This is a genomic window from Caballeronia sp. (genome assembly GCF_028292365.1).
Lineage (GTDB): Bacteria > Pseudomonadota > Gammaproteobacteria > Burkholderiales > Burkholderiaceae > Caballeronia.
The window spans coordinates 1-24,131 of the sequence record NZ_JAQGMM010000047.1; the positions used below are offsets into that span (position 1 = coordinate 1).

Below are 24,131 nucleotides of genomic sequence, written 5' to 3' on the forward strand. Positions count from 1 at the left end.
GGAATTGAGGCGATGTTTCGACGAAGGTGCTTACTAACAGGGGCTCTACGCGCCTAGTCTTTCCACCAGGAAGTCCACAAAACCGCGCACACGCGAAGTCAGATGCCGTCCATGCGGATAAAGCAGGATGAACGGCCGCGAACAGCCGCCATATTGAGGGAGCAATTCTTTGAGTGTTCCGTCCGCGAGGTCTTTCTCCACAACGAACCGATAGGTCTGAAATAGACCTGCATCATGACGCGCCAAGGTCACACCAGCGAGCACATCGCCCGACGATCCGTACCCTCCACGCGTCACGATTTCTTCACAGCCGCCGTCTCTGTTGAACGCCCACGGTATGTTGCGACCGCTGCTTGGCAACTCAAACTGGATGCATTCGTGGTTAATCAAATCGTCCGGGGTTTTCAGTTTGTGGGCTCTCCGCAAATACGCAGGGGACGCCACGACCACCAGTTCCGAATCCTCGAGCTTTCGCGCGATAAGGCCTGAATCTGGAGGAGCGCGTCCCCGGATCGCCAGGTCAAAACCCTCGTCCGCGAAATCGATGTTTCGGTTACTAAGGTGTGTTTCCACTGTGACGCCGGGATACCGCTCACGGAATTCCGCCAGCAGAGGAAGCACGCGATAGTGCGCGTACGGCGTTGGCATGCTGATTCGCAGTACGCCGGCCGGGGTGGTCTGTTGCCCTGTTGCTTCCCGCTCTGCATCCACGAGATGTCCAAGCGCCAGCCGGCACTGCTCAAAATACCGCTTTCCCGCGTCCGTTAATCGAATCTGTCGCGTTGTCCGGACGAACAACTGCACGCCGAGGCGTTTCTCAAGCCCCGCTACAGACCGGCTGACCGCCGCAGGATTGACGCTGGCAGCCGCCGCAGCGGCCGTGAAACTTTCCAGTTCGGCAGCGAGGCAGAACAGTTCAATACTGCCCAGCAAGAGGCCTTCAAATTGACGCTGCATAGTCTCTCGATGACATGGATTTCCGGCTCTTTTCGGCGCGCGGCTGTTTCCTGCCTGGAACAATAAAGACGTGGCCAATCGACGTGAAATGGTGCCCTAATTTGCGCATTCCTGCATGCCCCATCGTGAGCACCATGGTTCCAACGCGACATTTTTCAGGTCGCCGGACGTTCGCCCGATTTGTTCTCGCCACGCAAGACTGTTTGTCCATGACGGGTATTCGAACTCGACGTCCGCGCGCCTAGACTGCGTACAGCACTTCCGGATGCCGTCGGTCTGGACGGTCAAGACAGCTGAATCTACTTATTTTGAGGCTTACCATGAGCACATCACAAAAGGTTGTAGTCATCACTGGCGCGTCACAAGGCATTGGCGCAGAACTGGTCAAGGCTTTTCGGGAACGCGACTACCGCATTGTCGCAACAGCGCGAAGCATCAAGCCGTCGGACGACGCCAACATTCTGACGGTGGCGGGTGATATCGGCGACCCTGATACGGCCCGTCGCGTGATTAGCGAAGGCGTAGCACGCTTCGGCCGCATTGACACGCTGGTCAACAACGCCGGCATTTTTATCGCTAAACCTTTTACCCAGTACACCGCTGAAGACTACGCAGCGATTACAAGCGTGAACCTCTCGGGGTTCTTCTACATTACGCAACTCGCGATTACTGAAATGGAGAAAAATTCGAGTGGTCACGTGGTCAGCGTCTCGACCACTCTGGCAGAAAGCGCCATTAGCGGTGTGCCATCGGTACTGGCATCGTTGACGAAGGGCGGTCTTAACGCGGCGACGAAATCCCTCGCGATCGAGTACGCGAAGAGCGGTATTCGCGCGAACGCCGTCGCGCCGGGCATCATCAAATCGCCAATGCACGCGCCGGAGACCCATGCAGCGCTCGGGGCACTTCATCCCATGGGTCATATGGGCGAGATGAGCGATATCGTGAATGCCATTTTGTACCTGGACTCGGCTCCGTTTGTGACAGGTGAGATCCTGCATGTTGACGGCGGCCAGAGCGCTGGTCACTAAGCGTTGGTCATTAAGTATTTCCGGGCGCCGACAGCAGGCGCCTGTTTAGTTGAATACTACCGGAGAGAGCGACATGCCTATTGTCACCATTCAAGTTACCCGCGAGGGCAGCAAGCCTGGAAACGACTCAGTCACAGCGGAAGAGAAAGCTCAGCTTATCAAGGGCGTGAGCCAGGTACTGCTCGACGTACTGAACAAGCCACTTGAGGCGACCTTTGTAGTGATAGAAGAGGTGGACACCGAGAACTGGGGCTGGGGCGGACTACCGGTTGAGGAGTACCGCAAGCTGCGGGCAGCAAAATCATCGTGAATGTTGGCCGGTGAGTCTTGCATCAGGTTGAACGAGCGCTGTGTCGGGCATGGCAAAGCGCTCGGCCCTTACCTCAAGCTCGATTCAAGCGGGATCGGAGAAGCACTTCCCCCGCTCGCGCACCGCAGTGTTCGCCTCGCCACCACGTCAACTCGCCGTTCACCATGACCGCTTCCACACCGTCAGCGGCTACGGTCGGCGTATCGTAGGTTGCCCGGTCCCTGATCGTAGCGGCATCGAATATGACGACATCGGCGTGGTTACCCGTTTCAAGCGTGCCGCGCCCTGTTAAGCCAAAGTTCTTTGCCGTGAGGCCGCTCATCTTCCACACCGCGGTTTCCAGCGGAAACAGACCGACATCCCGACTGTAGTGTCCGAGCACACGCGGAAACGTACCCCACAAGCGCGGATGCGGCTTCTCACCTAACGACAACCCGTCCGATCCGATCATCGTTTCTTCGAATGCGAGGATGCGGCGAACATCGTTCTCGTCCATGCTGAAGTAGATCGCGCTCGCCGGTTGCAAGCGTCTGGACGCCTCGGTGCGGCTTACGCCCCACTCTTCTGCAATCTCGCCCAGATCGCGTCCCGCCAGTTCGGGATGCGCCTCACTTGTTGCAATGCGCACCCGTCCCTGAAGTTTCGCTTCATCAGTGTGGAGCATGGTCGAGCTGGCGTCGTAGGGATAACAATCGAGTGCAACGCACTGGCATTGCATGGCGGCACGGATCAGCGGCAACGTGAGCGTCGACTTGCCGAAATTCGCCTCACGCTGGAGCTTGTGATGTGAAATCACGACCGGCACGTCGAGCGCACGACCAATCTCGAACGTCTCGTTGAGCGAGTCGATACAGCCGTCGGCTTCGTTGCGCATGTGCGTCACATAGACCGCGCCGGTCCCGGTCAACGGGCGGCATACGCTGATCACTTCCTCCATGGGCGCGGCGGAGGCAGGCGGATAGTACGTGCCCGTCGAGATGCCGATTGCGCCGGCTTCCAGCGCTTCACTCAGCAAACCCTGCATCGCTTCGATCTCGTCGCTGTTGGCCGCCCGATCGACCGAATCCATTGTCATCAGACGCAGAGTGGTGTGACCTACCATGGCTGCTACGTTGACGGACGATGGCGAACGGCGAACCGCGTCAAGATAGTCGGCAAAACTCGAAAAAGTAGCGCGTGGTGCGCGTTCGTCGCCAGTCAACAAACTTAACGGCATTGGGCGCGGCGAATCCGGGCTCAACGGTGCAAGGCTGATGCCGCAGTTGCCGGTCACGACCGTGGTGACGCCCTGCGAGATCTTGCAGATCATCTGCGGATCGAAAAGGACGGCGGCATCGTCGTGAGTATGTGAATCGATGAAGCCGGGGCCGACGATTTTTCCAGTCGCATCGATGATCTTCGCCGCTGTATGCGCTCGCAGGTCGCCGATCTCCGCGATGCGTCCGTTACGAATACCCACGTCGGCGTCAAAGCGTGGCCGACGCGTGCCGTCGATCACCGTACCGCCGCGAATGATTAGATCAAATATATCGGATTCCTGATTAGTCATGAAAGAGCGTCCGTTGCAGGTTTATTTGGCATGCGGCCGGTTGTGAATGGGCCACTTTGGTAGTTTGATTTTTTTATACGGCAACGCTGACCAATCCGGACTCGCGGAACCCGGTGCGCCAACGTAGATGATCTCGTGAGCAATTGTGGAAAACGACGCGTGAAAGTGCTGCGCCGACTTGACCACGACAATTTTCCTACTCGCCGGATCGCACCCGAGTTGCGTGAACAGGTCGATGTTCAGTGCCTGCGCGCGGCGCGTGGACAGCACAATTTCGATGCCCTGTAATTCGACCAGCGCACAGTCGCCGAGTGGAGATGGCGTGCCCGCCTGACCCGTCATCGTCATGTCCGGGAACACTGCGCGCACCAGACACCGCCCGTCGACCGGCGTTCCCGACTGCGGCCCGATCTTGCCGCCGATCCGCAGATCCAGCGTCGCGCCAACGCCGGCATCCAACGCGATGCTGACCGCAACCGGATCCCACAACGGCCCGAGTGCCGCATCACCGATGCCTCGCGCCAACATGCGCTGCAGAATGAAGGTCGAGTCGCCCGCGGCGCCGCTGCCCGGATTATCGGAGCGATCTGCCAGCACGACCGGCGCGCCGGAGGATGCCAACGCGCGGTCCAGCGCCGTGTCGATATCGAGGTAGCGCACGAGCAACGCGTCTCGCAAGGTGATGACCTCATCGGCAAAGCGCCTTGCAATCGCTTGCGCCGTGGGGGCATCGTCATCCGCGTAGACCAGCACTTTGGTGCCCATGTCCTTGACATCGCCCGTTGCGAAACCCTGCACGATCGAGATCGACAACACGCCGTCGTGCCCTTCCAGCGCCTGGGCGCGATCGGTCAGCGAGCGGCCCGGTTCGCGCGTGGTATGAATCGGCACGACCATGCCGCAGTCCACCACCGCCGCAACCGGATTGATTTCGCCCAGCGCAGTGCGCTGACAAAGATCGGCCAGTTCCAGCGCCCGCTCCAGCACGTCCGTATGCGGATACTCCTTGAACATGATGAGAACGTTGGCGTGGTTGACCATCGCCTCGCTCAAGTGCGCATGCGGGTCCAGCTCCGCGCCGATCACGGCGTCGGGGCCGACCATTTCCCGGACCTCGCCCAAGAGGTCACCTTCGCAATCGTCGTAACCGTCGGCCACCATTGCACCATGCAGGCCAAGCAACACAATGTCGATGGGCAAGGCCGCGCGCAGATCGGTTAACAACTCGTCGCGCAAGGTCTCATACGCCAGACGCGTGACCACGCCACCCGGATTCGCCGAAGCAACCAGCCCTTCGATGACTGTCCAGCCATAGGACGCCGCGCGTTGACGTGCCGCCCATAAGGGACCACCGAAGAAAGTCATTTCGCCGGGATGCTGGCCGGCCCGGAAATAGCCTCGATCATGGAACGCGCCAAGGCCCGTCGGGATGGGCGCGAAGGTGTTCGTTTCCGTCGCGAGGCTGCCGGTAAACACACGCATTGGGTTCTCCTTTCGTGGTCAGGTTTGCAGGCTCGGCAGCGGCGGCTCATGTGCCGGGCTCCACGTCGATGCCACGAGCACCGCCAGGATCGCTGAAATTAGCAGAAGCCAGAACGCAGCAAAAAACGAGCCGCCGAATGCGGCGATCAACGCACCCATCGCCACAGGCGCGATCGAGCCTGCAATCTGTCCGCCGAAGTTCATCAAGCCCGTGGCGCTGCCAATCAGATGTTCGGGGAAGTGCCTTAGCGGCGCCGAAAAGACCGTCGCATAGACAAAGTTGAACGACAGCGAAAAGAGCGTCCAGTAGACCAATAGTAACGAGATCATGGTGGTCGTGATCATCAACGCAAGAAACACTGCGCTCATCAGCGCGCCCATCATCAGGAACAAACGTTCACGGCTTTTGCCGTATTTGTCCAGCAAGGCGCCAACTACGTTGGTGCCCGCAAATGCGATCAGGTTCGGCACCGTCACCGCCAGACTGATATGAAGCAGATCGATATGGTAAGTCTTCATCAGGTACGACGGCATCCACGACTGAACGCCGACGTACAGCATACTCGTGAAGAACCAGATAGCGGTCAGCTTCCACGCCATCCGGATGCGCAGCAGCGAACGCCACAAACGCCTCGGCCGGTTCGCGACGCGTGCCCTTTGCTGAGCAACACCTCCGCGCAACGAGAGCCACAGGATCATCGCGACGAGTACGCCTGCGCCGGCAAGAATATGAAATGCTCCACGCCAGCCAAGATGCACGACAGTCAACGCGATCAAGCCGGACCCAGCGGCATTGCCAAGAAAGGTCGTCGATATCAGAAACGACTTGGCCCGCGCCCGCTCGGGCTTTGGAAATACCTCGGCAACCGTCACCGAGCTGGCCGGCGAGAAGCTGCCCTCGCCCATGCCGAACATGAAGCGGATCGCAAGGAGCGAACCGAACGACCACGCGAGACTCGTCGCGCCGGTGAACACCGACCACATGACAATACACAGCACCACGATAATCCGCGAGCCAAAGCGGTCCGACAGCCAGCCGCCCGCGAGCTGCATGAATGCATAACTCACGTAGAACGCGCTCAGCAACATGCCGGCTTGCCGGGTATCGAGGGCAAATTCATGGCTGATCGGAATGATCGCGGTACTCATCAGGATCCGGTCCGCGTAGCCGACGGCCCACGCGAGGAACAGACCCGACAGGCACACCATTTTTTGCGTCCGGGAAAACACATACCCCGCAGACTCCATAAACCCTCCACACCACGTTAGCGCTACGTATTCGACAAGCTCACGCGATAACTCCTACGGCTGTCCGGGGCGCGGGACCGGTCAGCAGGCCAAATATGAGGGCGTGCGCGGACCACGTCTAATGAAAATAAAATCCCAAAATATAACCCTGCGTTATAGGGAAGCCACGAAGGAGGCTTACAGAATCCGTAGGCAGCTCAGGCCGAAAGCCGTGTTCCAAACAACCGGCGCGTGTCGTAAGCTGCATGGCGATGTCAATCCAGGGAGACTCAGGTGCGTTTGCGACATATCGAGATTTTCAGCGCGATCATGCTGACCGGATCGACCAACGGCGCGGCCAAGCTCTTGCACATTTCGCAGCCCGCGGTCAGCAAGATGCTGCAGCATGCCGAGCAGTCCGCCGGATTCGCGCTATTCCTGCGCAGCAAGGGCAAGCTGGTGCCCACCCCCGAAGCGCTGCGGCTGCGCGAAGAACTCGGCCCGTTCGATGAACAACTGAAGCGAATCCGGCGTCTTGTCACGAGTCTTGCGCACGGCGCTGACCGGCCGTTGCGGATCGCCGCTACGCCCGCTCTTGCGCATCACGCGTTGCCGCAGGTCATGGCGCGCTGGTGCCGCGCGTTCCCGCAGTCGAAGTGCGAACTGAGCGTCGCGCACACCCGCGAGATCGAACATGCGTTGCTGCTTGATGAGATTGAACTCGGGCTGACCATGCGACCCGTTTCCCATCCCAACCTGGTTGCCACGCCGGTGTGCGAAAGCACGCTCTGCGCCATTGCGCCGGCTGGCTGGTGGGGGGACGCCCTGCTCGACCAGCCGCTGACAGCAAACGATCTGGCGGGGCAACCGCTGATCACTATCGATCCAGACGATTACCTTGGATCAATCCTCTCAGCGTGGCTCGCCGACGCTGTTGAGCCCCCCGTCAGCAATCTCTCGGTGCAAACTTATCCGCTCGGAAAGTCGCTGGTGCAGCAGCGCATCGGTATCGCGATAGTCGATTCGTTCACGGCGAATTATCCCGCGCATCATCCGGATATCCAGATCCGGCCGCTTGCAATCGACGAGACCCTGCAGGTTTATGCGGTGACGGAACACTCACGACCGGCGCCGCAATCCGCGGAGCGGCTCATCCAGTTCCTGCGTGACGACGCGCCCGGGCTATCGACCGGCGAGGCCCCTCTATAACCGACGGCTATAGCGCGAGCGCTGGTCGATATTGGACGCCGTTCGCGAGCTGCAGAACAATGTCTTCCAGCTCAATCAACCATCGACCCATCCCATGCATGTGCTCGTACTCGGAGCAGGAGTCACCGGTCTGGCCACGGCCTGGTATCTGCGGGAGGACGGTCACACCGTCACCGTCGTAGAACGCAATGAGGACGTTGCACTCGAATCCAGCTTCGCTAACGGCGGACAGCTTTCCTATAGCTATGTCGCACCGCTCGCCGGTCCAGGCGTACTGCCAAAATTACCTTCCTGGTTGTTGCGCAGTGACTCGCCGATCCGCTTCAGACCCCGCCTCGATCCAGACCAGTGGCGCTGGCTCGCACAGTTTGTCTGCGCTTGCACTCAGCGCAAAAGCGAGCTGTCCACCCGGCGCTTGTTAGCGCTCTCCTTCCTGAGCCGTGACTTGATGCGGCAACTGCAGATCAGCGAACCAGGCTTGCACTTCAGCCACTCGAATGCCGGTAAGCTGGTCGTACACCGAAAGCGCGCTTCGTTCGACGCAGCTTTACGGCTGCTCGATTACCAACGCTCGCTCGGCTGCGAACAGCAAGCCCTCGACACGCGCGAGTGTGTGCAGAAAGAACCCGCACTGGCGCATCTTGCAGGGCAATTGCAAGGCGGCATCTTCACGCCGAGCGAAGACAGCGGCGACTGCTACCAGTTTTGTGTCGAGATGACCCGCCTGCTGCGAGCGCGCGGCGTGGAGTTCCGGCTCGGCACGAAGGTCACCGCCTTGCGCCACGCGCGGGGCGGCCCAACGCGCGTCGAGGCGCTGGCCGGCGACAAAATCATCGATGCCGATCAGATCGTGTTGGCAGCGGGCGCCGCCAGCGCGGCGTTGCTCAAGCCGCTAGGCGTGCGAGTCCCGCTTTATCCGCTGAAGGGCTATAGCCTGACCACCCAGGTGGACCCAGACAGCCGCGCGCCGCACATCAGCATCACCGACTTCGAACGCAAAATTGTCTATGCGCGGCTCGGCGACCGGCTGAGGATCGCCGGCATGGCCGACGTCACCGGCCGTCGCGCCGATGTCGATCCGTCTCGCGTCGCCACGCTGCGAGCCGAATCGGCTGCGGCGTTTCCGGATGCCGGCAATTTCGACGAAGCAACGGTCTGGTGCGGCCTTCGGCCAGCCACGCCGCACAGCACCCCGATCATCGGTTCAACGCGATACGAGAACCTCTGGCTCAACCTCGGACAGGGCGCGCTTGGTTTTACGCTTGCGCTTGCAAGCGGCCGCTCGGTCGCCGACCTGATTGCAAGGCGGCGTCCGGCAGTGCCGCTCGACGGTTTTACGCTGTAAGCGAAACCATACCGCCGGGTGCACTAGAAAATCTTGCCGGGGTTCAGAATGCGCGCGGGGTCCAGGGCTTGCTTGATCGCGCGCATCGACGCTACGTCCGCCTCCGAACGCGTCAAATGCAGGAAGTGTTTCTTCTTGATGCCGATCCCATGCTCCGCGGAAATGGATCCCCGGAAGGCCCGCGTCACGTCGTAAATGACCTGGTCGATTGCATCGTGACCAGACTTCGGCAGGCCGGGCACGTCCACCACAATGTGGATATTCCCATCGCCAAGATGGCCGTAGATCATGATCGTGGCGTCGGGCCATCGGGCGCGCAGTTGCGCCTCGCAGCGTGACGCAGCCTCGCCCACTTGCGCGATGGAAAAGCTCACATCGTAAGCTGCGTGGTTCGGGATGAAGCGTTGATATTCGCCGGGGGCATCGCGGATCGCCCAGAACGCTTGCGCATGCGCCTCGTTCGAAGCCAGCGCGGCGTCGGCCACCACGCCCTCCTCCAGCATCGCACCTAGGAACTCTTCGAACGCGTCGCCGTGCCGGACGGAATCCGTCCCCACGCTTTCCAGCAGCACATAGAACGGATGCGGCGAATCAAGCGGAGCGCGCAAATTGTCCAGGTTGGCAAACACCGTATCGTAGTAACCCGCCCACATGACCTCGAACGCCGACACACCCGGAGCCAGCCCTGCCTGAGCGCGTCGCAGCAGCGTGGTGGCGGCGTCGAAATTGGGCAATCCACACCACGCGGTAGCCGTTGCCGTAGGCTTCGGACGCAGGCGTAGCACTGCCCGAGTGATGACCGCGAGCGTGCCTTCGCTGCCGATCAGCAAGTTGCGCAGATCGTAGCCGCTGTTGTCCTTGATCATCTTGTTGAGGCCGCCGACAATCGCACCGCTCGCCAGCACGGCCTCGATGCCCAGTACCTGGTCGCGCATCATGCCGTACTTGATGACCCGATTACCGCCCGCGTTGGTGGCGAGATTTCCGCCGATAGAACAACTGCCGCGCGCGCCCAGATCCAGCGGAAAATAGAAGCCGGCCGCGCTGGCCGCTTCCTGTACCACCTGCAGCGGCGTGCCGGCTTGAACTGTCATGGTGCCCGACACAGCGTCGATCTCCACAATCTGATTCATGCGATCAAGACTTAGCGCGACCTCCCCGCCCGTTACATTGGCGCCGCCTACCAGTCCTGTCAGGCCACCTTGCGTGACGACCGGCTGGATGTAGCGAGCACAAATCTCGAGCGCTACCGCGACCTCGCTGGTGTCGCGTGGCCTGATGAGCGCCAACGGAACCGCGCTCGGTAGCCCGCTCCAGTCCTCCACACGGCGATCGCCAAACTCATCCGGCAGCGCCACGACCTGAGCGCCGAGCGCTTCCCGCAACGCACCGACTGCTTGATTGACTTCCATGCCTTGTCTCCTCGATGCACGGCTTCCCCGCAGTCCTTGACAGAGCAACAAGCCTGCGCCGCAAAGTAACATACGGATCTCCCCATGCACAACAAGAGACCTGCAGCACCTTTAACCACTTTAACCAGCGAGGCCCTTGCCATCCGACCAGCTCTCAACATACTTGACGAGTTCAGTCATGTCACGAGTTTTGCCGTCCTGCATGGCCGCGTAGTTCCATACCTGACGGGCTGTGCTGCCAACCCACATTGGCACACCAAGCGCCTGGCATTCTTCCACCGCGAGTCCAATGTCCTTGCAGACACTCCCTATCGGGAAGCCGAAATCGAACGTGCCCGGCAACACCTGCTTAGGGAATTTATCGAGCGTCGCGCCGTTCTTGCCACTGCCTGCGTTGAACACGGACATCATCACTTCCGGGTCCAGACCGCCTTTCACTCCGGCCACGAAAGCTTCCGACGTAATTGCAAACGCCGTCGACGAAAGCATATTATTCAGCAGCTTGATCAATTGCGCCTGACCTGCCTTCTCCCCTACGATGAACACCTTGCCGAAGACATCGAATAGTTCGCGTACCTGATCAATTGCTTCCGGCTTGCCCGCGACCATGACGGCGAGCGTGCCTTTTTGCGCGCCGGCTGCGCCGCCGCTAATGGGAGCGTCGACGGTTTCGATGCCTTTTTCAAGCAGTCCCGCCGCCACTTCCTGTTCCGTGCGCGAGCCGACGGTGGACAGGTCGACCAGGATCTTGAGCGTCTTACCGGCTATCAACCCGTCCGCGCCCAATGCGACGTCCTTGAAAATAGCGGGCGTGGGGAGACTCGTGAAGACAATCTGCGCACTATCGGCTACTTCCCGCGCACTGCCCGCCACCTGCGCGCCGATCGCCGATAACTCCGCCAGCGCGTCTTCATTGCGATCGTAGATCACCAGGGAATGACCGTGCTCGATCAAGCGGCGCGCCATGGGACGCCCCATGACGCCGACACCCACAAAACCTAACTTCATATGTTCCGACATGATGCTTCCTCGACATTGATGAATGGTGTGCTGCCGCATGCGCTTAGTGAATTACGAACAAGCGAGATGCATGGGCAAGGACGAATCAGGGGCGCTTTCAAGCGTCCATAGAGAGTTGATCAATGGGCCGGGCTCACAACCAGACCCGCCGTACTCGGCCAACTCTCTGAGCTTGTTTTCCAGGTCGGTGTCCGCGAGCGGCGCTTGCAAGCTGCCGCGCGCTGCATCGATACGGCGCGACATCGTCTCGCCCGAACGCAACGCGACAGTCACCTGCGCAGATTCGACGGAATATGACGGGTCATCGACGAACTCAAGACGGCCGGCAAAGGCCCGCAACAATGGATCGGCCACTACTGCATCCGTAAATTCAGCGAGGCCCGCACGGCCTCTGGCAAGCGAAACCGCGACGCTGTGTTGCGCGCTGACCTGTGCTTCGCGGCCAAGCGTGATGTTCGGGCGGTCCGTTCGTGCACGCAGCAAAGGGTGACCTTTGAGCGTGACGCGCTCGACATTGGCAAACGAGAACCCCGCAGTCGTCGATAACGCCAGGCACGCCTCAATGACAGGATTGAGCACGACACCGCACGGGTAAGGCTTGTAGGTATTCGATAACAACTCCCATTCGCTGCCGAGCGTGGCGAAAGCTGCATCGACGTGGGCCTCGGCGGCCTCGCTCATCACGCGCAGGAAGCCGCGCTCGCCTTCGAGGGGCTGCTCTGGTCCTGCAAACCCTTCTTGCGCCAGCAGCGCCGAGAGCAGACCATTACGAGCCGCGTTGCCCACGCTGATACTCTTCGACATGCTGCCCAGCGTTTCAACCAGCCCGGATGACTGCGCTGACGCATTGCCGAATGCCCAGCCGAGTTGGGTGTTGTCCAGACTCAGGGCTTTCCCAATCGCCGCCGCTGCGCCGAACACGCCGCACGTAGAGGTGATATGCCAGCCTCGCTGATAGTGCCCAGGCGACACCGCATTGCCCAACCGGCACTCGATTTCCACGCCAAGTACAAACGCCAGCAGCCATTGCTTGCCGCTCAACGATGACTTCTGCGCCAGCGCGAACAATGGCGCGGCGACGGGCGCGGTCGGGTGAATGATGGTGGGCAGGTGGGTGTCGTCGAAATCGAAGACGTTTGCGCTCATCGCGTTCAGCGCGGCTGCGTTCAGGATATCGGTCCTTTCCCCGCGTCCGACGAGCCCCGCTTCACGCCCCGAACTGAAGCGGCCGTACACGTTCACGGCTTTACTGATGCCCGGGTCCGAGCACCCCGCAAGCGCCACCGCGAAGTAATTCACCAGCGCGCGCTTCGCCTCATGACGCACCTTTGGCGGGATGTCTTCCCACTGTACCTGTGCGACGAACGAAGCCAGCGTACGCGTGATGTCCTTCATAAACCTCTCCTCTATTCGTATCACCACGATGCGTTCAGCCTGCCAGCCAGCCGCCTTCCATCGGCATCATGGCCCCTGTTATCTGACTGCCCGCATCCGAGCACAGGAACACAACCAGTTCCGCGACATGCGACGCGCTGACGAATTCGCCGGTGGGTTGCTTGCCGGTGAGGAACTGCTTGACGGCACTACTATGGTCAAGGCCTTTCTCCTCCATCAACTGCCCAATCCGGCTTTCGATATTCGGCGTCTTCACAGTGCCCGGGCAGATCGCATTGCACGTAATACCCTGATGAACCGTCTCGACAGCAACCGCGCGCGTCAATCCGAGCAGCGCTGTCTTGGTCGTCACATAGTCCACGCGGTTCGGCGTGGCTCGTGATCCATACACCGACGTCATGTTGAAAATGCGACCCCAGCCACGCGCGCGCATGTCGGTCAGGACCCGCTGGATGGCCTGAAACGCGGCCGTCAGGTTGACTGCCAGCGCCTGGTTCCATCGGTCCGCAGGAAAGTCCTCAATTGACGCGAAGTGACGCACGACTGCGTTGTTGATCAGGATATCGATGCCGCCCATGCGTTCGCGCGCCGTGCTCAACAGTGTTGAAACTGCATTGGGATCGGTCAGGTCCGCTTGAATATAGGCAGCCTTGACGCCGTAATCCTGCTCGATCCGGATCAGGGAATCAAGTACGTTCTCCGGCGCTTCAAGTCCATGCAGCACGACGTTGCAACCCGAACGGGCGAGGCCCTCGGCCATGGAAAATCCGAGTCCATCCGACGATCCTGTGATCAGCGCAGACTTTCCTTTCATTAAAAGTAATCCTAATCAAATGAGAATTTGCCGTTTACCTATTTGCGACGAAATTGACGAAAGCCCGGGCGCGAACGCCCGGGAAACGCTTAGCCGCTTGCGGTTTCGTCCAGCATCCGCATGGCCGCCTTCTCTGCATTCGTCACATGCAAGCGCGCGGCAGCCTCGGCCGCCTGCGCGTCTCGCGCCTTCAGTGCTTTGAACAGTTTGTCGATTTCCTTGAGACTCGACGGCAAGCGGTCGGGGTGCATCAGCGACGTCGCACGGAGCAGGTTCACGCGCGAATAAAGACTGGTCAGGATCTCTTTCGCCAACCGGTTGCCGCAGTTGTCGAGCAATACGTCGTACAGATCCGTCTTCGCTGCCAATACACCGGCCTGGTCGCCCGTCATGGCCTTCGCCTTCAGCGTCTTCGCGGCTTCACCAAACTGCGCGATGGCGGCGTCGCTTGCTATCCGCGCAAACTCACCCGCTGCAAACCCCTCGAGCAGGCCGCGTATGGCGTATAACTCGGACGCCTCGCTCTTCGACATGACCGCGACCATGGGTCCTTTGTGCGGCACGCTGCAGACCAGCTTCTCGGCTTCGAGCCGGCGCAAGGCCTCCCGAATCGATGTGCGGCTCACGCCGAGTGTCTCGCACAACTCACGTTCCACCAGGCGCGCACCCGGCGCAAAACGCCCGGACATGATGGCCTGGCGAAGGACAGTCTCGACCTGATGGCGCAATGTTTCGGGTCGTATCAAATCCATTTCGGCTGCCATGATTGTATTCCCGTCTGACGATTTATCAGTGAGCCATCATACTCGAACTTCTGGCCGAAACCGGCATTCTGCAACCCTTGCACAGTCGGACTTTACCTACGCGTTGTTGGATTCGAACTCATTCAGGGCAGCTTGCAGGATCGGCGCGGCGAGCACGGCGCCATGTATACCGATCGTGCTCACAATCTCCAGCACTTCCATGATCTCGTCGGCCGTCGCGCCGTAACGAAGTGCATTACGCATGTGCAATTTCAGGCCCGGCACATAGAGATGTGTCGCGGCAGCATCGAAGGCGCAATACATGAACTCCTTGACCTTGGGTTCCAGCACGCCCTCGCGCCACGGCACGGAAGAAAATGCCACGTAGGTTTCAAACAGTTCAGGATCGAGTTCGAGGAACCCTTCCCACGACGAATGCCAGTACCCACGGTTCTGAATGAAGCTCTCCTTCAGCGCGGCACGGCGCGCGTCGAGCGGTGCAGGCCCGTGGCGCATGCCCTCTTCCTCAAGCACTTCGAGCAGCACGGGCACGCCAACGTTCGCAGCGTGAATGCCCACGGTGCTCGCAAGCTGGATCACTTCGATCAATTCCGCTCGCGTGGCACCCGCGCGAAGCGCTGCGCCAATGTGCTGTGCCACGCCCGGCGCGTAAAGGTGCGTCGCGGCCGCGCAAGCAGTGATCGCGACAAACGCTTTCACCTTATCGTCGAGATGATTCTTCTTCGACGGCACCGCCGAGAACGCCACGTATGCCTCGAAGAAGCTGGCGTCGAGGCGTAACAGGCTATCCCAGCCGTCGCTCCACGTCCCGTGCACATGCGTGAACGCGTCCTTCGCCTGCTGCTGCCGCTTCGTCAGGGGAGCCGTCATGACTTCAGCCCACCGCGCTCTGGTACACCGCTTCGGCGACCTCTTCTTCCCACATCGTCTTCCCGAGCGACGTGGCGGTATGGACCATGTAGCTGTTGCGTCCCGCGCCGTGCCAGTGACGCTCACTAGCGGGAATCCATACCACGTCGCCGGTGCGGATCAGTTGCGGCTCGCCGCCATCCACACACACGAACCCGCTGCCCGACGTCACCTGCAGGATCTGCCCCTGCTCATGGGTGTGCCAGAAGGTACGCGCGCCGGGTGAAAAAAACACGTTCGCGATGGTGACCTTGTCCGTCGTCGGCATGATCGAGTCTGCCCACACAACACCGCTGAAGGTAGCCGAGCGTTGCTCCGACACTGCACCTTCGGCCCTGCCACGAAACACTTTCATTACTGCTCTCCCGTTGAAGATTTTTTGGCATCCTTGAGACGCACGCCGCCCGACACGTCGCCGATCGCATCCACTACGCGGTTACTGATGACGTCGCCATAACCCAGCGCGGTGGCCAGCCCGAAACTTGCCAAGGGTCCTGATGAATTCAGCGAGGACACGCCCAGCTCGCGCACGCGGTCGATATAAAGCACAACGTCCTTCGTCATCAGCTTGCTGGTCAAGCCGCCCTCCAGGTAATCGCCATCGACAATCTTCGGAAAGCGGTTCAGCGTGGCGAAGTTCACGCCGCTGCTGCTGTTGAGCACGTCGAGCAACCGGTGGAGATCAAGTCCCGCCTTCTTGCCCGCGACCATCACCTCGGCGGTCGCCGACAGGCTCACCGCGTTCAGGAAGTTGTTGAGCAGCTTGGTCGTATGACCTGCGCCGCTCTCGCCCATCGTGATGGCCTTCGTGGCGATCGGCTTGAAGACCCACTGGATTGCTTCGATAGCAGCGGCGTCGCCGCCGACCATCAGCGTGAGCGTGCCCTTTTCCGCTGCTGCTGCGCCGCCGGAAATGCCGGCGTCGATGTAATGCACGCCGCGCTCCTTGAACAGCGCGTTGAGCCGCATAGTCGAACTCGCGGCCGCCGTGCTCAGGTCGATCACGGTCTGTCCTTCGCGGCACGACGCAAGAATGCCGTCAGTCCCTTCCACCACCGCTTCAACCACCTTGCTGTCCGGCAGCGACAACAACACGACATCGGCGAACCGCGTTACCTCCGCGACCGATGTTCCCGCCCGTGCGCCAACTGCGGCCGCACGGTTCGGCTCAGCATCGAAGCCCAGCACTTCTATGCCCGCCTCGACCAGACGGCGCGTCATGCGGCCGCCCATGTTGCCCAAACCAATAAAGCCAATGCGTTGCGTATTCATAAGTCTCTACCGTAAGTTCAAAAGTCGACGTGCTTCGTTTCCGGTCCCATCAGCGCGCCGACCGTACCAATCACGCCACCGATGCACAGCAGGACCACCGGCGTGAGTCGCAACGGCATGAATGCGCCCAGCCAGTTCATGTAAAACGCATAGAACGACGGGATGATCACGGAGAGGCTGAAGCCCACCCCAAAACCGGTGGCTCGCACATCGGTAACGAAGCGCTCGTTGATGTAAGTCACGATCACGCCCCACGGCGAAGTAACCAGCACCGAGAGCAGCATGACCAGCAGCATGATGACCGGCAAGGACAAGCCATCCACGTTGGACAGCACATAGAGAATGACGGCGCCCACCGTTGCGATCAACGGACCTACAACCACGAAAAATGTCCGTCGGCCGATTTTCTGTCCGAGCATCCCCGAGCCGATATAGCTGAAAAACAGCACGAAATAAGACAGCAGCAAGGTAAGCGACATCTGGAAACCGGTCAGATGCAGCGTGCGCACGAGCAGCCCCGTCGGCATGAAGATCGTGATGATATTTTGCGTGAGCCAGAAGCCCGACATCATCAGCAGGACCTGCAGCAGGTTGCGTCCGCTCTTGCCGCGAAGCAGATCGGAAAGCGGCAGTTTCTCGGGCTTCTTTTCGCCGGTCTCGCTCTCCCAGATCTCCGATTCGGACACTTTATGAACGTAGTACAGCGCAAGAATGCCCGCCAAGACTGCGCCAATGACGAACGGAATACGCCAACCCCACTGCACATACGGTGAATGCAGGCCGTTGAGCGGAAACACGGCGAACATCAGCATGGCAACCAGATTGATAGTCACGTAGGCCGCCGGGAACCCGGCAATGATGAGTCCGCCGACAAAACCTCGTTGTTCTTTCTTCGAATATTCGATGGCAAGCGGCATCGCGCCCGTATAGCCGCCACCGAGGAAAATACCATCGATGAAACGCAGGATCACGAGCAGCCAGTAAGAACCGATACCCAGCGTTTCGTAGCCCGGCAGCAGTGCGATCGCTAGCGTGACGACACCAAATCCGGAAACCGAAAGAATCGACGCACGGCGACGTCCCACCCGGTCCGCGACCATGCCGAACAGCAGCGCGCCGATCGGCCGGCCCAGCAATGTAGTGATAAACACAAGGGAAGCGAGGATCGCTTCCATACCGGGCGCGAGATGCGGCGGCTGGAAGAAGAACAGCACCGGAGCGAGCACGACGACCGGGAGGTAGATATCGAACATGTCGATGAATTCGGAGAAGAACGCGCCCTTGATCGCGTTGCGGCGCTTCTCATCGACGGTCTGCCCGGTCGCCGCCCTTGCGGCGCCGTGTGTCGTGACTGCTTCCATGCTCGTCTCCATTGATGTCGTGTTGCATCGCTCGCGGATGCTTATTAAAGCTGCAGGACCTCAGCCCTTGACGGCGTCGGCTTCGTAGGCCTTGATCGCATCGCTCGCGACCCGGAAGGCCGCGAGCGCGAGCGGGGCGCCGCAATACACGGCGGCCTGCATCAGCACCGCGCGAATCTCCTCCTTCGTGACCCCGTTCTTGAGCGCGCCTTTCACATGCACAGACAGCTCGTGATGCTGGCTCATGGCGGTCAGCATGCCGATGTTGAGCATGCTCCGCGTCTTGAACGTCAAGGTCGGATCACCCCAGATCTCGCCCCATGCGTACTCAGTGACGAGCTTCTGTATCGGCCGGTTGAAGTCGTCCGCGTTCGCCCAGGATTTCTCAACATGAGGTGCACCGAGCACTTCCTTGCGGTTCTCGAAGCCCTTGTCAAAACGTGCGTTGTCGCTCATTGCTTGTTGTCCTCTTGTGTTGTGTAATTTGCGGTGGCTTCAGTCGTTACCGTAGCCAACCATTGCCTTGGTTTCGAGGTATTCGCGCAGACCCGCTTCGCCCCATTCGCGGCCGTTTCCCGAGTGTTTGTAACCGCCGAAGGGGGCATTGAAATCGGCCGCTGGATAGTTCAGGTGGACACCGCCCGCGCGGAGCTGGCGGCCAATTGTCCGCGCGCGCTCGATATCGCCAGACTGCACATATGCCGCCAAACCGTAATCTGTTCCGTTAGCAATGCTGATAGCTTCGTCTTCAGTGTCGTAGCCCATGATGGACAGCACCGGTCCGAAGATCTCTTCGCGCGCAATGGTCATGTCGGGGGAAACGTCCGCGAAGATGGTCGGCTTGACGTAGTAGCCCTTCGAGAACCCTTCCGGCCGCCCGGTTCCTCCGGCAACCAGCCGTGCGCCTTCGTCAATACCCTTCTGAATCAGCAACTGCACGCGCTCGAACTGGTTGCGGTTGACAAGCGGTCCGAGCTGCGTGGTCTCGCTATCCGTTGCACCCACGCTGTAGGTCGATGCCGCAGTTTTCGCGATCTGCGCTGCGTCGTTCATCATGTGACGCGGCACGAGCATGCGGGTGGGGATCGAACAGGATTGTCCGGAATTCGTGAAGCACGCGGCCACGCCGCGCGTAACGGCGTCGTCCAGGTTCACGTCGTCGAGCAGGATATTCGCGGACTTGCCGCCGAGTTCCTGCGCCACGCGCTTCACCGTTTCCGCCGCCATCTTGGCGACCAGGATGCCCGCGCGCGTCGAGCCGGTGAACGACACCATGTCGATATCCGGATGCGATGCGATCGCTGCACCCACGCCCGGCCCGTCGCCATTCACCACGTTCAGCACACCCGGCGGCACGCCTGCTTCATGCGCGACTTCGGCGAACAACAGCGCGCTCAGGGCCGAGTACTCGCTAGGCTTGAGCACCATCGTGCAACCTGCGGCCAGTGCGGGCGCGATCTTCACCACGATCTGGTTGATCGGCCAGTTCCAGGGCGTGATGAGTCCGCAAACGCCTATGGGTTCGAGACGCACGCGCGTTGTGCCGCGCTGTTCTTCGAACTCGAAATTCTCGAGCACACTGATCAACGCATTCAAGTGCGCCGGACCGCGCGCCGCCTGCCCTTTACGCGCAAATGCGATCGGCGCGCCCATCTCCATGCGCATTGCTTCGGCAAATTCATCGTAGCGCCGCTCGTAGATCTGAACGATTCGCCGGAGCAAGTCAATGCGCTCCTGCACCGAAGTCGCCGAGTAATCAGCCAATGCTTTTCGGGCAGCGGCTACCGCGCGCTCAACATCGGTCGCATTGCCTAACGCCAGCCGATCGATCCTGCTTTCCGTTGCCGGATCGATCAGATCGAACCAGGCCGGCGAGACCGGATCGGTCCATTGTCCATCGATATAAAACTGTGCCGCACGAGACATGTTCGTCCTCTCTGTTTGCGGGTTGATTCGTCGCTTACTCGTTATCAATCAGCAACCGGTACATCTCGGTGTGATCCGTCGTAGGCGTCGAGCGTTGAGACACTTCGTCCCAGACTGTCGTACACGTCATGCCGAGCTTCATCGGATAACCCACTGCCTCGGACAATGCGCGCGCGATCTTCAGGTCCTTGTTCATCAACTGCAAGGCAAAGCCGGATGCATACGAGCCCGAGAGCATGAATTGCTTGACCTTGTTCTCCGAGGTATTGCTGCGTCCCGTCGATGCATTCAGCACATCCGTCATGGAAGCCGGGTCAATACCGAAACGCTCCGCAATGTGCAGCGCTTCCACCGTCGCCATCAGGCCTGCTGCCGAGACGTAATTGTTCAGCGCCTTCGCTGCGTGTCCCGACCCCGCCGTGCCGATATGCAGGACACTCTTTCCCATCGCTTCAAGCACGGGCTTGCAAGTATCCAGGACCGCTGCGTCACCACCGGCGAGGATCGCGAGCGTGCCCTCCTTTGCCTTCTTCACACCGCCGGAGACGGGCGCATCGAGATAGTCGAGTCCCATCTTCTCGAGCGTCGCACCCAGCTTGCGCGAGCGCTCCGGCTCCGATGAACTCATGTCGATCACAACCGCGCCCTTGGGCAAGAGACGCGCCCAAGCCTTGGTGTCGCCGTCGAGCAGCACGCTCTCCACGATCGCCGAATTCGGCAACATGGTGATCAGTACATCGAGCGATGCGGCATTGTTCGGATCCAGCCGCACCGCGCCAATTTCCTTCGCAAGCGCATCCGTGCGAGACGCGTCGGCATCGGCGAGAAAGAGTTCAAAGCCAGCTTTCACCAAGCAATGCACCATGGGCGAGCCCATCATTCCCAACCCGATAAAACCAATCCGTTGCGGTCGCGTCATCTGCCTTGCCTTCCTGATAGAACTCAAAATCGACAGGCGGCGAATGTCTCGCCGCGTCTATGCAATAAGTCTATACGATTGTCTGACAATCAGTCGATAGACAATTGATTCGGGTTTTCCCTGTTTTTACTTCAATGTGGAGAAAGCTGTCGGCGTGAGAAACACATTCTCGATCCGCTCGACGATCATCTTCTCGGCCTCGCTCGCCGCGCGCTTGGTGATCCATTCCTCATCGGCCTGGAACGCATTCCACTTTGTCTCGCGTTCGGCGAGGCTTTGCCACTTCAGCAGGTAGGTAAGCGTGTGGTTGCTGGGCCCGATCAGCGTGGTCCAGAAGCCGATCTGTTCGATGCCATATTTTTGGAAAAAGCCCAGCGTTGTGGTAGTGAAACGTTCCTGAAGGGCAGGCAAACGGCCCGGCAAGCAGTGATAAACGCGCATCTCTACAATCATGGTGCTGCTCTCCATCGGTAGGAATCAAAGTAAGGAGCGGTTAACGTGACACCACGCGTGACACCACGCGTGACGCCACACCCGGCGCCACGTCCAGGCGTGCGATCCAGCCTTCGGTTTCGCGGTCATGCGGGGCATAGACCTTGAGTACTTCGGGGTCATGCCCGGGCACGACATGATCGGGCGAGTCCGCCAGATGCATCACAGTCTTGAAGCCCTCCAGCATGTCGCCGACGTTGTAGACGATCGGGTACGGCCGGTTCTCGCGTATGTTCGCGTAGAAATGGGAGGCGTCGGAGGCAAGCACGACCCAGCCGCGCTCCGTGTGAACGCGCACGACTTGCAGGCCATTCGAATGGCCGCCGACCCAATGCACGCTCAAGCCCGGTGTGAGTTGTGAATCGCCATCGTGAAACTCCACGCGCCCGTCGAACACCCGGCCGACCATTGCCTTGACGTCTTCCGGTTCGAATGGATGGCTCAGTGCGTGATGACACATGCAGCGACCCGTGCAATAGGCCATCTCCTTGTCCTGCACGTGATAGCGCGCCTTCGGAAAGAGTGAGCGATTGCCGGCGTGGTCGTAGTGCATGTGCGTGAGGATGACGTCGTCCACCGACTCCGGCCGGATGCCGATCCGCTTCAGGCCCTCTTCAACCGGGTTGGTAATGATGCGTCCGCGCTGCTGCGCCATGCTGGTGTCGAACCCCGTATCCACGATGAATGTGCGCGACTCGCCGACGACCGCCCACACGAAATAATCGAGTGGCATGGGGACGTCGTGCGAATCGCCGCCAATGAAGTTCTCGGTGGAACGGCGCGCGTGGTGCGCGTACTTCACTGCGAAGATGCGATAGTTTTCAGGCGTTGGCATGACAGGGATTCCTTGCGATGCGAGTTGCTTGGGGGTTGCTTTTAGCTTTGCTTTGGATGGAAAGCTATTTGAGTGCGGTGGCCGGACTGGTGTCCGCTTCAGATGGGGTTTCGACTGTCGCTGCCCCGGCGATCTCTTCGAGCGACCGATTCTTGGTTTCCGGTCCAATGGCCGCCACGATTAGCGCTTGCAGCAGAAGGGTGCCGGCAATCATGGAGACCACGCCGACTATGCCGAACGATGCAAACGCCATGGCGACGAGATACGGCACCAGGATGTTGAAGCCGCGGCCAATCGTGTTGCACAGACCCGAGCCGCGTAGGCGGACTTCCGTGGGGAAGAGTTCGGGTACATAGCTCGCCACGCTGAAAGACGAAAGCACATAGATGCATGCGGTTATCGCAAAGCCGCAGGCCGTAATCATGACCTGCGACTGCGCGAACGGATACGCAACGGCGAAAACAATTCCGATCAGGGAGAACACGACAATGCCCCACTTCCTGCCCAGACGTTCGGCGAGCCCGAAGGCGATCAGCGAGCCCAGCGGGCCACCTGCGAACATCAAGGTGGTCAGGCCTAGCGAGTTGGAGACGCTATGTCCCTGTTTGACCAGGAAGGTCGGGATCCAGCTGACGAATGCGTAGTTGACCGTGAACAGTCCGATCAGCACGGTGATACCGGTGATCGTGCGTTTGATCAGCCGACGCGAAAAGAGGTCGGCTAGCCGCGCAGGTGTCTCGGGGGCGGCATCGCGCGAAAGAAGGTCCACGGGCACGTGCGGATAGTCCGGTGAGCCTGGGCTCACTCCGCAAGCCGTCTCGATCCGCGTCACGATTTCCTCGGCTTCCGTGGTGCGTCCTCGCGATGCCAGCCAGCGCGGCGACTCCATCATCGACTTGCGCAGGAACCAGACGATCAGTGCGCCGACGCCTGCAATGGCGAACATCCACCGCCAGCCGTAATGGGGAATGATCAGCCAGCCGATGAACGTGGAGAAGAACAGCGACGTGTTGATGATCAGGTTCAGGATCGTGCCGAAGCGTCCGCGCCATGTTGCTGGTATGAATTCGCTGAGCGTACCGTAGCCCACCACGATCTCCGCGCCCATGCCAAGGCCCATTACCAGCCTGAAGAAAATCAGCCAGTAGATATTCGGGGATAAGGCTGCGGCAATCGATGCAAATCCGTACACGCCGAGATTGAACTGATACGAGAAGCGCCGGCCAAAGCGGTCACCGAGCAGGCCCGACAACCACGCGCCGGCCATCATGCCGATGAAGGTTGCGGAGACAAAACCCGCGTTGAGTTGCAGTGTTGATTCACCGCTGTGGATGAGGGCCGCTAGTACCGCACCGGCAATGTAAATGTCGAACGAATCAAAGAACATGCCCGCAGCAACGAGGCCGAGCAGCCGCCAGTGGAAGCGCGAGAGCGGCAACCGGTCAAGACGATACCCAATACTTGCTTCGGCTAGCATCGACATTTGTCTCCTGGGTTTTGCTGCTGATCAGCCCGTTTTTTGGATACGGGTTTTTTAACTTATTATATGTCTATCATACAATCCGTCAAGAAGATGATCGGAAGGGTGTGAGAGGATGGGGCGGGGTGGTTCTGGGGTTAGCGGTCTGGGTTGATGCCGGGGTGCGAGGTTCCTGCGTTGGCGGTCGGGGTCATTGCCGGGTTGCTGCTTTCAGTGTTAGCGGTCTGCTTGAGTTGGCTGATTTCTTTACCACTGTTAGCCACTGTGCGTGGCGGCACGTCATTTCTTGGTCCTTAGCGACAAAGAAACGAAGCAAAGAAAACGCTTTTAACCGCTCTACCCTAAGTGTCCACAGCGTGCAGTTTTCATTCATAGGTGCCCCAAAAGCACGGTGCTCGCCAGAGCCACGGATGTGTGAACCC

At 59.9% G+C, this 24,131-nt stretch carries 24 protein-coding genes; 4 read left to right on the forward strand and 20 right to left on the reverse strand.

Features of this window, described 5'->3' with window-relative positions:
* Nucleotides 1-45 precede the first annotated feature (45 nt).
* Entirely contained in the window at nt 46-957 is a 912-nt protein-coding gene (locus tag JWR14_RS02735; RefSeq protein WP_299700885.1) for a LysR family transcriptional regulator, read from the reverse strand.
* A 320-nt stretch (nt 958-1,277) separates the two neighbouring features.
* Here JWR14_RS02735 and JWR14_RS02740 point away from each other — a divergent pair, with 320 nt between their 5' ends.
* On the forward strand, nt 1,278-1,988 hold the full coding sequence (locus JWR14_RS02740) for an SDR family oxidoreductase (RefSeq protein WP_299700888.1): 711 nt from the start codon (nt 1,278-1,280) through the stop codon (nt 1,986-1,988).
* Between the two features lie 73 nt (nt 1,989-2,061).
* On the forward strand, nt 2,062-2,298 hold the full coding sequence (locus JWR14_RS02745; protein ID WP_299700891.1) for a 4-oxalocrotonate tautomerase family protein: 237 nt from the start codon (nt 2,062-2,064) through the stop codon (nt 2,296-2,298).
* 73 nt (nt 2,299-2,371) lie between these two features.
* On the opposite strand, the gene JWR14_RS02750 is transcribed toward JWR14_RS02745, so the two are convergent.
* From JWR14_RS02750 to JWR14_RS02760, 3 genes are read right to left on the reverse strand one after another with little or no spacing between them, the layout of a single operon-like run.
* Complete coding sequence (locus JWR14_RS02750; RefSeq protein WP_299700894.1) at nt 2,372-3,847, reverse strand: D-aminoacylase; 1,476 nt, start codon at nt 3,845-3,847, stop codon at nt 2,372-2,374.
* Nucleotides 3,848-3,868: 21 nt separating this feature from the next.
* Nucleotides 3,869-5,329: a M81 family metallopeptidase gene (locus tag JWR14_RS02755; RefSeq protein ID WP_299700897.1), complete on the reverse strand. Its 1,461-nt coding sequence runs from the start codon at nt 5,327-5,329 to the stop codon at nt 3,869-3,871.
* Between the two features lie 18 nt (nt 5,330-5,347).
* Nucleotides 5,348-6,577 (reverse strand): MFS transporter, encoded by a 1,230-nt coding sequence (locus tag JWR14_RS02760; RefSeq protein WP_299700900.1) that lies wholly within the window; start codon nt 6,575-6,577, stop codon nt 5,348-5,350.
* A 273-nt stretch (nt 6,578-6,850) separates the two neighbouring features.
* Between JWR14_RS02760 and JWR14_RS02765 the strand changes: the two genes are divergently transcribed.
* Together JWR14_RS02765 and JWR14_RS02770 are read left to right on the forward strand one after the other, a co-directional pair.
* A complete protein-coding gene (locus JWR14_RS02765) occupies nt 6,851-7,765 on the forward strand; it encodes a LysR family transcriptional regulator (protein WP_299700903.1) in 915 nt (304 codons plus the stop codon).
* Between the two features lie 94 nt (nt 7,766-7,859).
* Nucleotides 7,860-9,110, forward strand: coding sequence for a D-amino acid dehydrogenase (locus JWR14_RS02770; protein ID WP_299700906.1), 1,251 nt, complete (start codon nt 7,860-7,862; stop codon nt 9,108-9,110).
* Nucleotides 9,111-9,133: 23 nt separating this feature from the next.
* Here the strand turns inward: JWR14_RS02770 and JWR14_RS02775 are convergent, their stop codons facing one another.
* The 16 genes from JWR14_RS02775 to JWR14_RS02850 form a co-directional block, all read right to left on the reverse strand.
* Nucleotides 9,134-10,522, reverse strand: a complete 1,389-nt coding sequence (locus JWR14_RS02775; RefSeq protein WP_299700909.1) for an FAD-binding oxidoreductase — start codon at nt 10,520-10,522, stop codon at nt 9,134-9,136.
* Between the two features lie 120 nt (nt 10,523-10,642).
* The gene (locus JWR14_RS02780; RefSeq protein WP_299700912.1) at nt 10,643-11,581 is read right to left on the reverse strand and encodes an NAD(P)-dependent oxidoreductase; all 939 of its coding nucleotides are present in this window, start codon (nt 11,579-11,581) and stop codon (nt 10,643-10,645) included.
* A 12-nt stretch (nt 11,582-11,593) separates the two neighbouring features.
* Nucleotides 11,594-12,937 (reverse strand): MmgE/PrpD family protein, encoded by a 1,344-nt coding sequence (locus JWR14_RS02785; RefSeq protein WP_299700915.1) that lies wholly within the window; start codon nt 12,935-12,937, stop codon nt 11,594-11,596.
* Between the two features lie 34 nt (nt 12,938-12,971).
* On the reverse strand, nt 12,972-13,751 hold the full coding sequence (locus JWR14_RS02790) for an SDR family oxidoreductase (RefSeq protein WP_299700918.1): 780 nt from the start codon (nt 13,749-13,751) through the stop codon (nt 12,972-12,974).
* An 89-nt stretch (nt 13,752-13,840) separates the two neighbouring features.
* Nucleotides 13,841-14,515, reverse strand: coding sequence for a GntR family transcriptional regulator (locus JWR14_RS02795; RefSeq protein WP_299700921.1), 675 nt, complete (start codon nt 14,513-14,515; stop codon nt 13,841-13,843).
* Nucleotides 14,516-14,611: 96 nt separating this feature from the next.
* The gene (locus JWR14_RS02800) at nt 14,612-15,385 is read right to left on the reverse strand and encodes a carboxymuconolactone decarboxylase family protein (RefSeq protein WP_299700923.1); all 774 of its coding nucleotides are present in this window, start codon (nt 15,383-15,385) and stop codon (nt 14,612-14,614) included.
* A gap of 4 nt (nt 15,386-15,389) precedes the next feature.
* Nucleotides 15,390-15,779, reverse strand: a complete 390-nt coding sequence (locus JWR14_RS02805; RefSeq protein ID WP_299700926.1) for a cupin domain-containing protein — start codon at nt 15,777-15,779, stop codon at nt 15,390-15,392.
* The gene (locus tag JWR14_RS02810; RefSeq protein WP_299700929.1) at nt 15,779-16,696 is read right to left on the reverse strand and encodes an NAD(P)-dependent oxidoreductase; all 918 of its coding nucleotides are present in this window, start codon (nt 16,694-16,696) and stop codon (nt 15,779-15,781) included. The genes JWR14_RS02805 and JWR14_RS02810 overlap by 1 nt, the downstream gene beginning before the upstream one ends.
* Nucleotides 16,697-16,713: 17 nt before the next feature.
* The gene (locus JWR14_RS02815) at nt 16,714-18,057 is read right to left on the reverse strand and encodes an MFS transporter (RefSeq protein ID WP_299700932.1); all 1,344 of its coding nucleotides are present in this window, start codon (nt 18,055-18,057) and stop codon (nt 16,714-16,716) included.
* A 60-nt stretch (nt 18,058-18,117) separates the two neighbouring features.
* Nucleotides 18,118-18,513, reverse strand: coding sequence for a carboxymuconolactone decarboxylase family protein (locus JWR14_RS02820; RefSeq protein ID WP_299700935.1), 396 nt, complete (start codon nt 18,511-18,513; stop codon nt 18,118-18,120).
* Between the two features lie 39 nt (nt 18,514-18,552).
* Nucleotides 18,553-19,983 (reverse strand): aldehyde dehydrogenase family protein, encoded by a 1,431-nt coding sequence (locus tag JWR14_RS02825; RefSeq protein WP_299700938.1) that lies wholly within the window; start codon nt 19,981-19,983, stop codon nt 18,553-18,555.
* Between the two features lie 34 nt (nt 19,984-20,017).
* Entirely contained in the window at nt 20,018-20,902 is an 885-nt protein-coding gene (locus tag JWR14_RS02830) for an NAD(P)-dependent oxidoreductase (RefSeq protein WP_299700941.1), read from the reverse strand.
* A gap of 126 nt (nt 20,903-21,028) precedes the next feature.
* Complete coding sequence (locus JWR14_RS02835) at nt 21,029-21,355, reverse strand: NIPSNAP family protein (RefSeq protein ID WP_299700944.1); 327 nt, start codon at nt 21,353-21,355, stop codon at nt 21,029-21,031.
* Between the two features lie 40 nt (nt 21,356-21,395).
* On the reverse strand, nt 21,396-22,229 hold the full coding sequence (locus tag JWR14_RS02840; RefSeq protein ID WP_299700947.1) for an N-acyl homoserine lactonase family protein: 834 nt from the start codon (nt 22,227-22,229) through the stop codon (nt 21,396-21,398).
* A 64-nt stretch (nt 22,230-22,293) separates the two neighbouring features.
* The gene (locus tag JWR14_RS02845; protein ID WP_299700953.1) at nt 22,294-23,706 is read right to left on the reverse strand and encodes an MFS transporter; all 1,413 of its coding nucleotides are present in this window, start codon (nt 23,704-23,706) and stop codon (nt 22,294-22,296) included.
* Between the two features lie 193 nt (nt 23,707-23,899).
* The coding region (locus JWR14_RS02850; protein ID WP_299700950.1) for a hypothetical protein at nt 23,900-24,131 on the reverse strand (232 nt) is incomplete at its 5' end.

What these genes read in the sequence shown, in the direction of transcription:
- JWR14_RS02735 (WP_299700885.1), bottom strand. Translation starts at nt 957, where the DNA reads ATGCAGCGTCAATTTGAAGGCCTCTTGCTGGGCAGTATTGAACTGTTC.
- JWR14_RS02740 (WP_299700888.1), top strand. Translation starts at nt 1,278, where the DNA reads ATGAGCACATCACAAAAGGTTGTAGTCATCACTGGCGCGTCACAAGGC.
- JWR14_RS02745 (WP_299700891.1), top strand. Translation starts at nt 2,062, where the DNA reads ATGCCTATTGTCACCATTCAAGTTACCCGCGAGGGCAGCAAGCCTGGA.
- JWR14_RS02750 (WP_299700894.1), bottom strand. Translation starts at nt 3,847, where the DNA reads ATGACTAATCAGGAATCCGATATATTTGATCTAATCATTCGCGGCGGT.
- JWR14_RS02755 (WP_299700897.1), bottom strand. Translation starts at nt 5,329, where the DNA reads ATGCGTGTGTTTACCGGCAGCCTCGCGACGGAAACGAACACCTTCGCG.
- JWR14_RS02760 (WP_299700900.1), bottom strand. Translation starts at nt 6,577, where the DNA reads ATGGAGTCTGCGGGGTATGTGTTTTCCCGGACGCAAAAAATGGTGTGC.
- JWR14_RS02770 (WP_299700906.1), top strand. Translation starts at nt 7,860, where the DNA reads ATGCATGTGCTCGTACTCGGAGCAGGAGTCACCGGTCTGGCCACGGCC.
- JWR14_RS02775 (WP_299700909.1), bottom strand. Translation starts at nt 10,522, where the DNA reads ATGGAAGTCAATCAAGCAGTCGGTGCGTTGCGGGAAGCGCTCGGCGCT.
- JWR14_RS02780 (WP_299700912.1), bottom strand. Translation starts at nt 11,581, where the DNA reads ATGCGGCAGCACACCATTCATCAATGTCGAGGAAGCATCATGTCGGAA.
- JWR14_RS02785 (WP_299700915.1), bottom strand. Translation starts at nt 12,937, where the DNA reads ATGAAGGACATCACGCGTACGCTGGCTTCGTTCGTCGCACAGGTACAG.
- JWR14_RS02790 (WP_299700918.1), bottom strand. Translation starts at nt 13,751, where the DNA reads ATGAAAGGAAAGTCTGCGCTGATCACAGGATCGTCGGATGGACTCGGA.
- JWR14_RS02795 (WP_299700921.1), bottom strand. Translation starts at nt 14,515, where the DNA reads ATGGCAGCCGAAATGGATTTGATACGACCCGAAACATTGCGCCATCAG.
- JWR14_RS02800 (WP_299700923.1), bottom strand. Translation starts at nt 15,385, where the DNA reads ATGACGGCTCCCCTGACGAAGCGGCAGCAGCAGGCGAAGGACGCGTTC.
- JWR14_RS02805 (WP_299700926.1), bottom strand. Translation starts at nt 15,779, where the DNA reads ATGAAAGTGTTTCGTGGCAGGGCCGAAGGTGCAGTGTCGGAGCAACGC.
- JWR14_RS02810 (WP_299700929.1), bottom strand. Translation starts at nt 16,696, where the DNA reads ATGAATACGCAACGCATTGGCTTTATTGGTTTGGGCAACATGGGCGGC.
- JWR14_RS02815 (WP_299700932.1), bottom strand. Translation starts at nt 18,057, where the DNA reads ATGGAAGCAGTCACGACACACGGCGCCGCAAGGGCGGCGACCGGGCAG.
- JWR14_RS02820 (WP_299700935.1), bottom strand. Translation starts at nt 18,513, where the DNA reads ATGAGCGACAACGCACGTTTTGACAAGGGCTTCGAGAACCGCAAGGAA.
- JWR14_RS02825 (WP_299700938.1), bottom strand. Translation starts at nt 19,983, where the DNA reads ATGTCTCGTGCGGCACAGTTTTATATCGATGGACAATGGACCGATCCG.
- JWR14_RS02830 (WP_299700941.1), bottom strand. Translation starts at nt 20,902, where the DNA reads ATGACGCGACCGCAACGGATTGGTTTTATCGGGTTGGGAATGATGGGC.
- JWR14_RS02835 (WP_299700944.1), bottom strand. Translation starts at nt 21,355, where the DNA reads ATGATTGTAGAGATGCGCGTTTATCACTGCTTGCCGGGCCGTTTGCCT.
- JWR14_RS02840 (WP_299700947.1), bottom strand. Translation starts at nt 22,229, where the DNA reads ATGCCAACGCCTGAAAACTATCGCATCTTCGCAGTGAAGTACGCGCAC.
- JWR14_RS02845 (WP_299700953.1), bottom strand. Translation starts at nt 23,706, where the DNA reads ATGCTAGCCGAAGCAAGTATTGGGTATCGTCTTGACCGGTTGCCGCTC.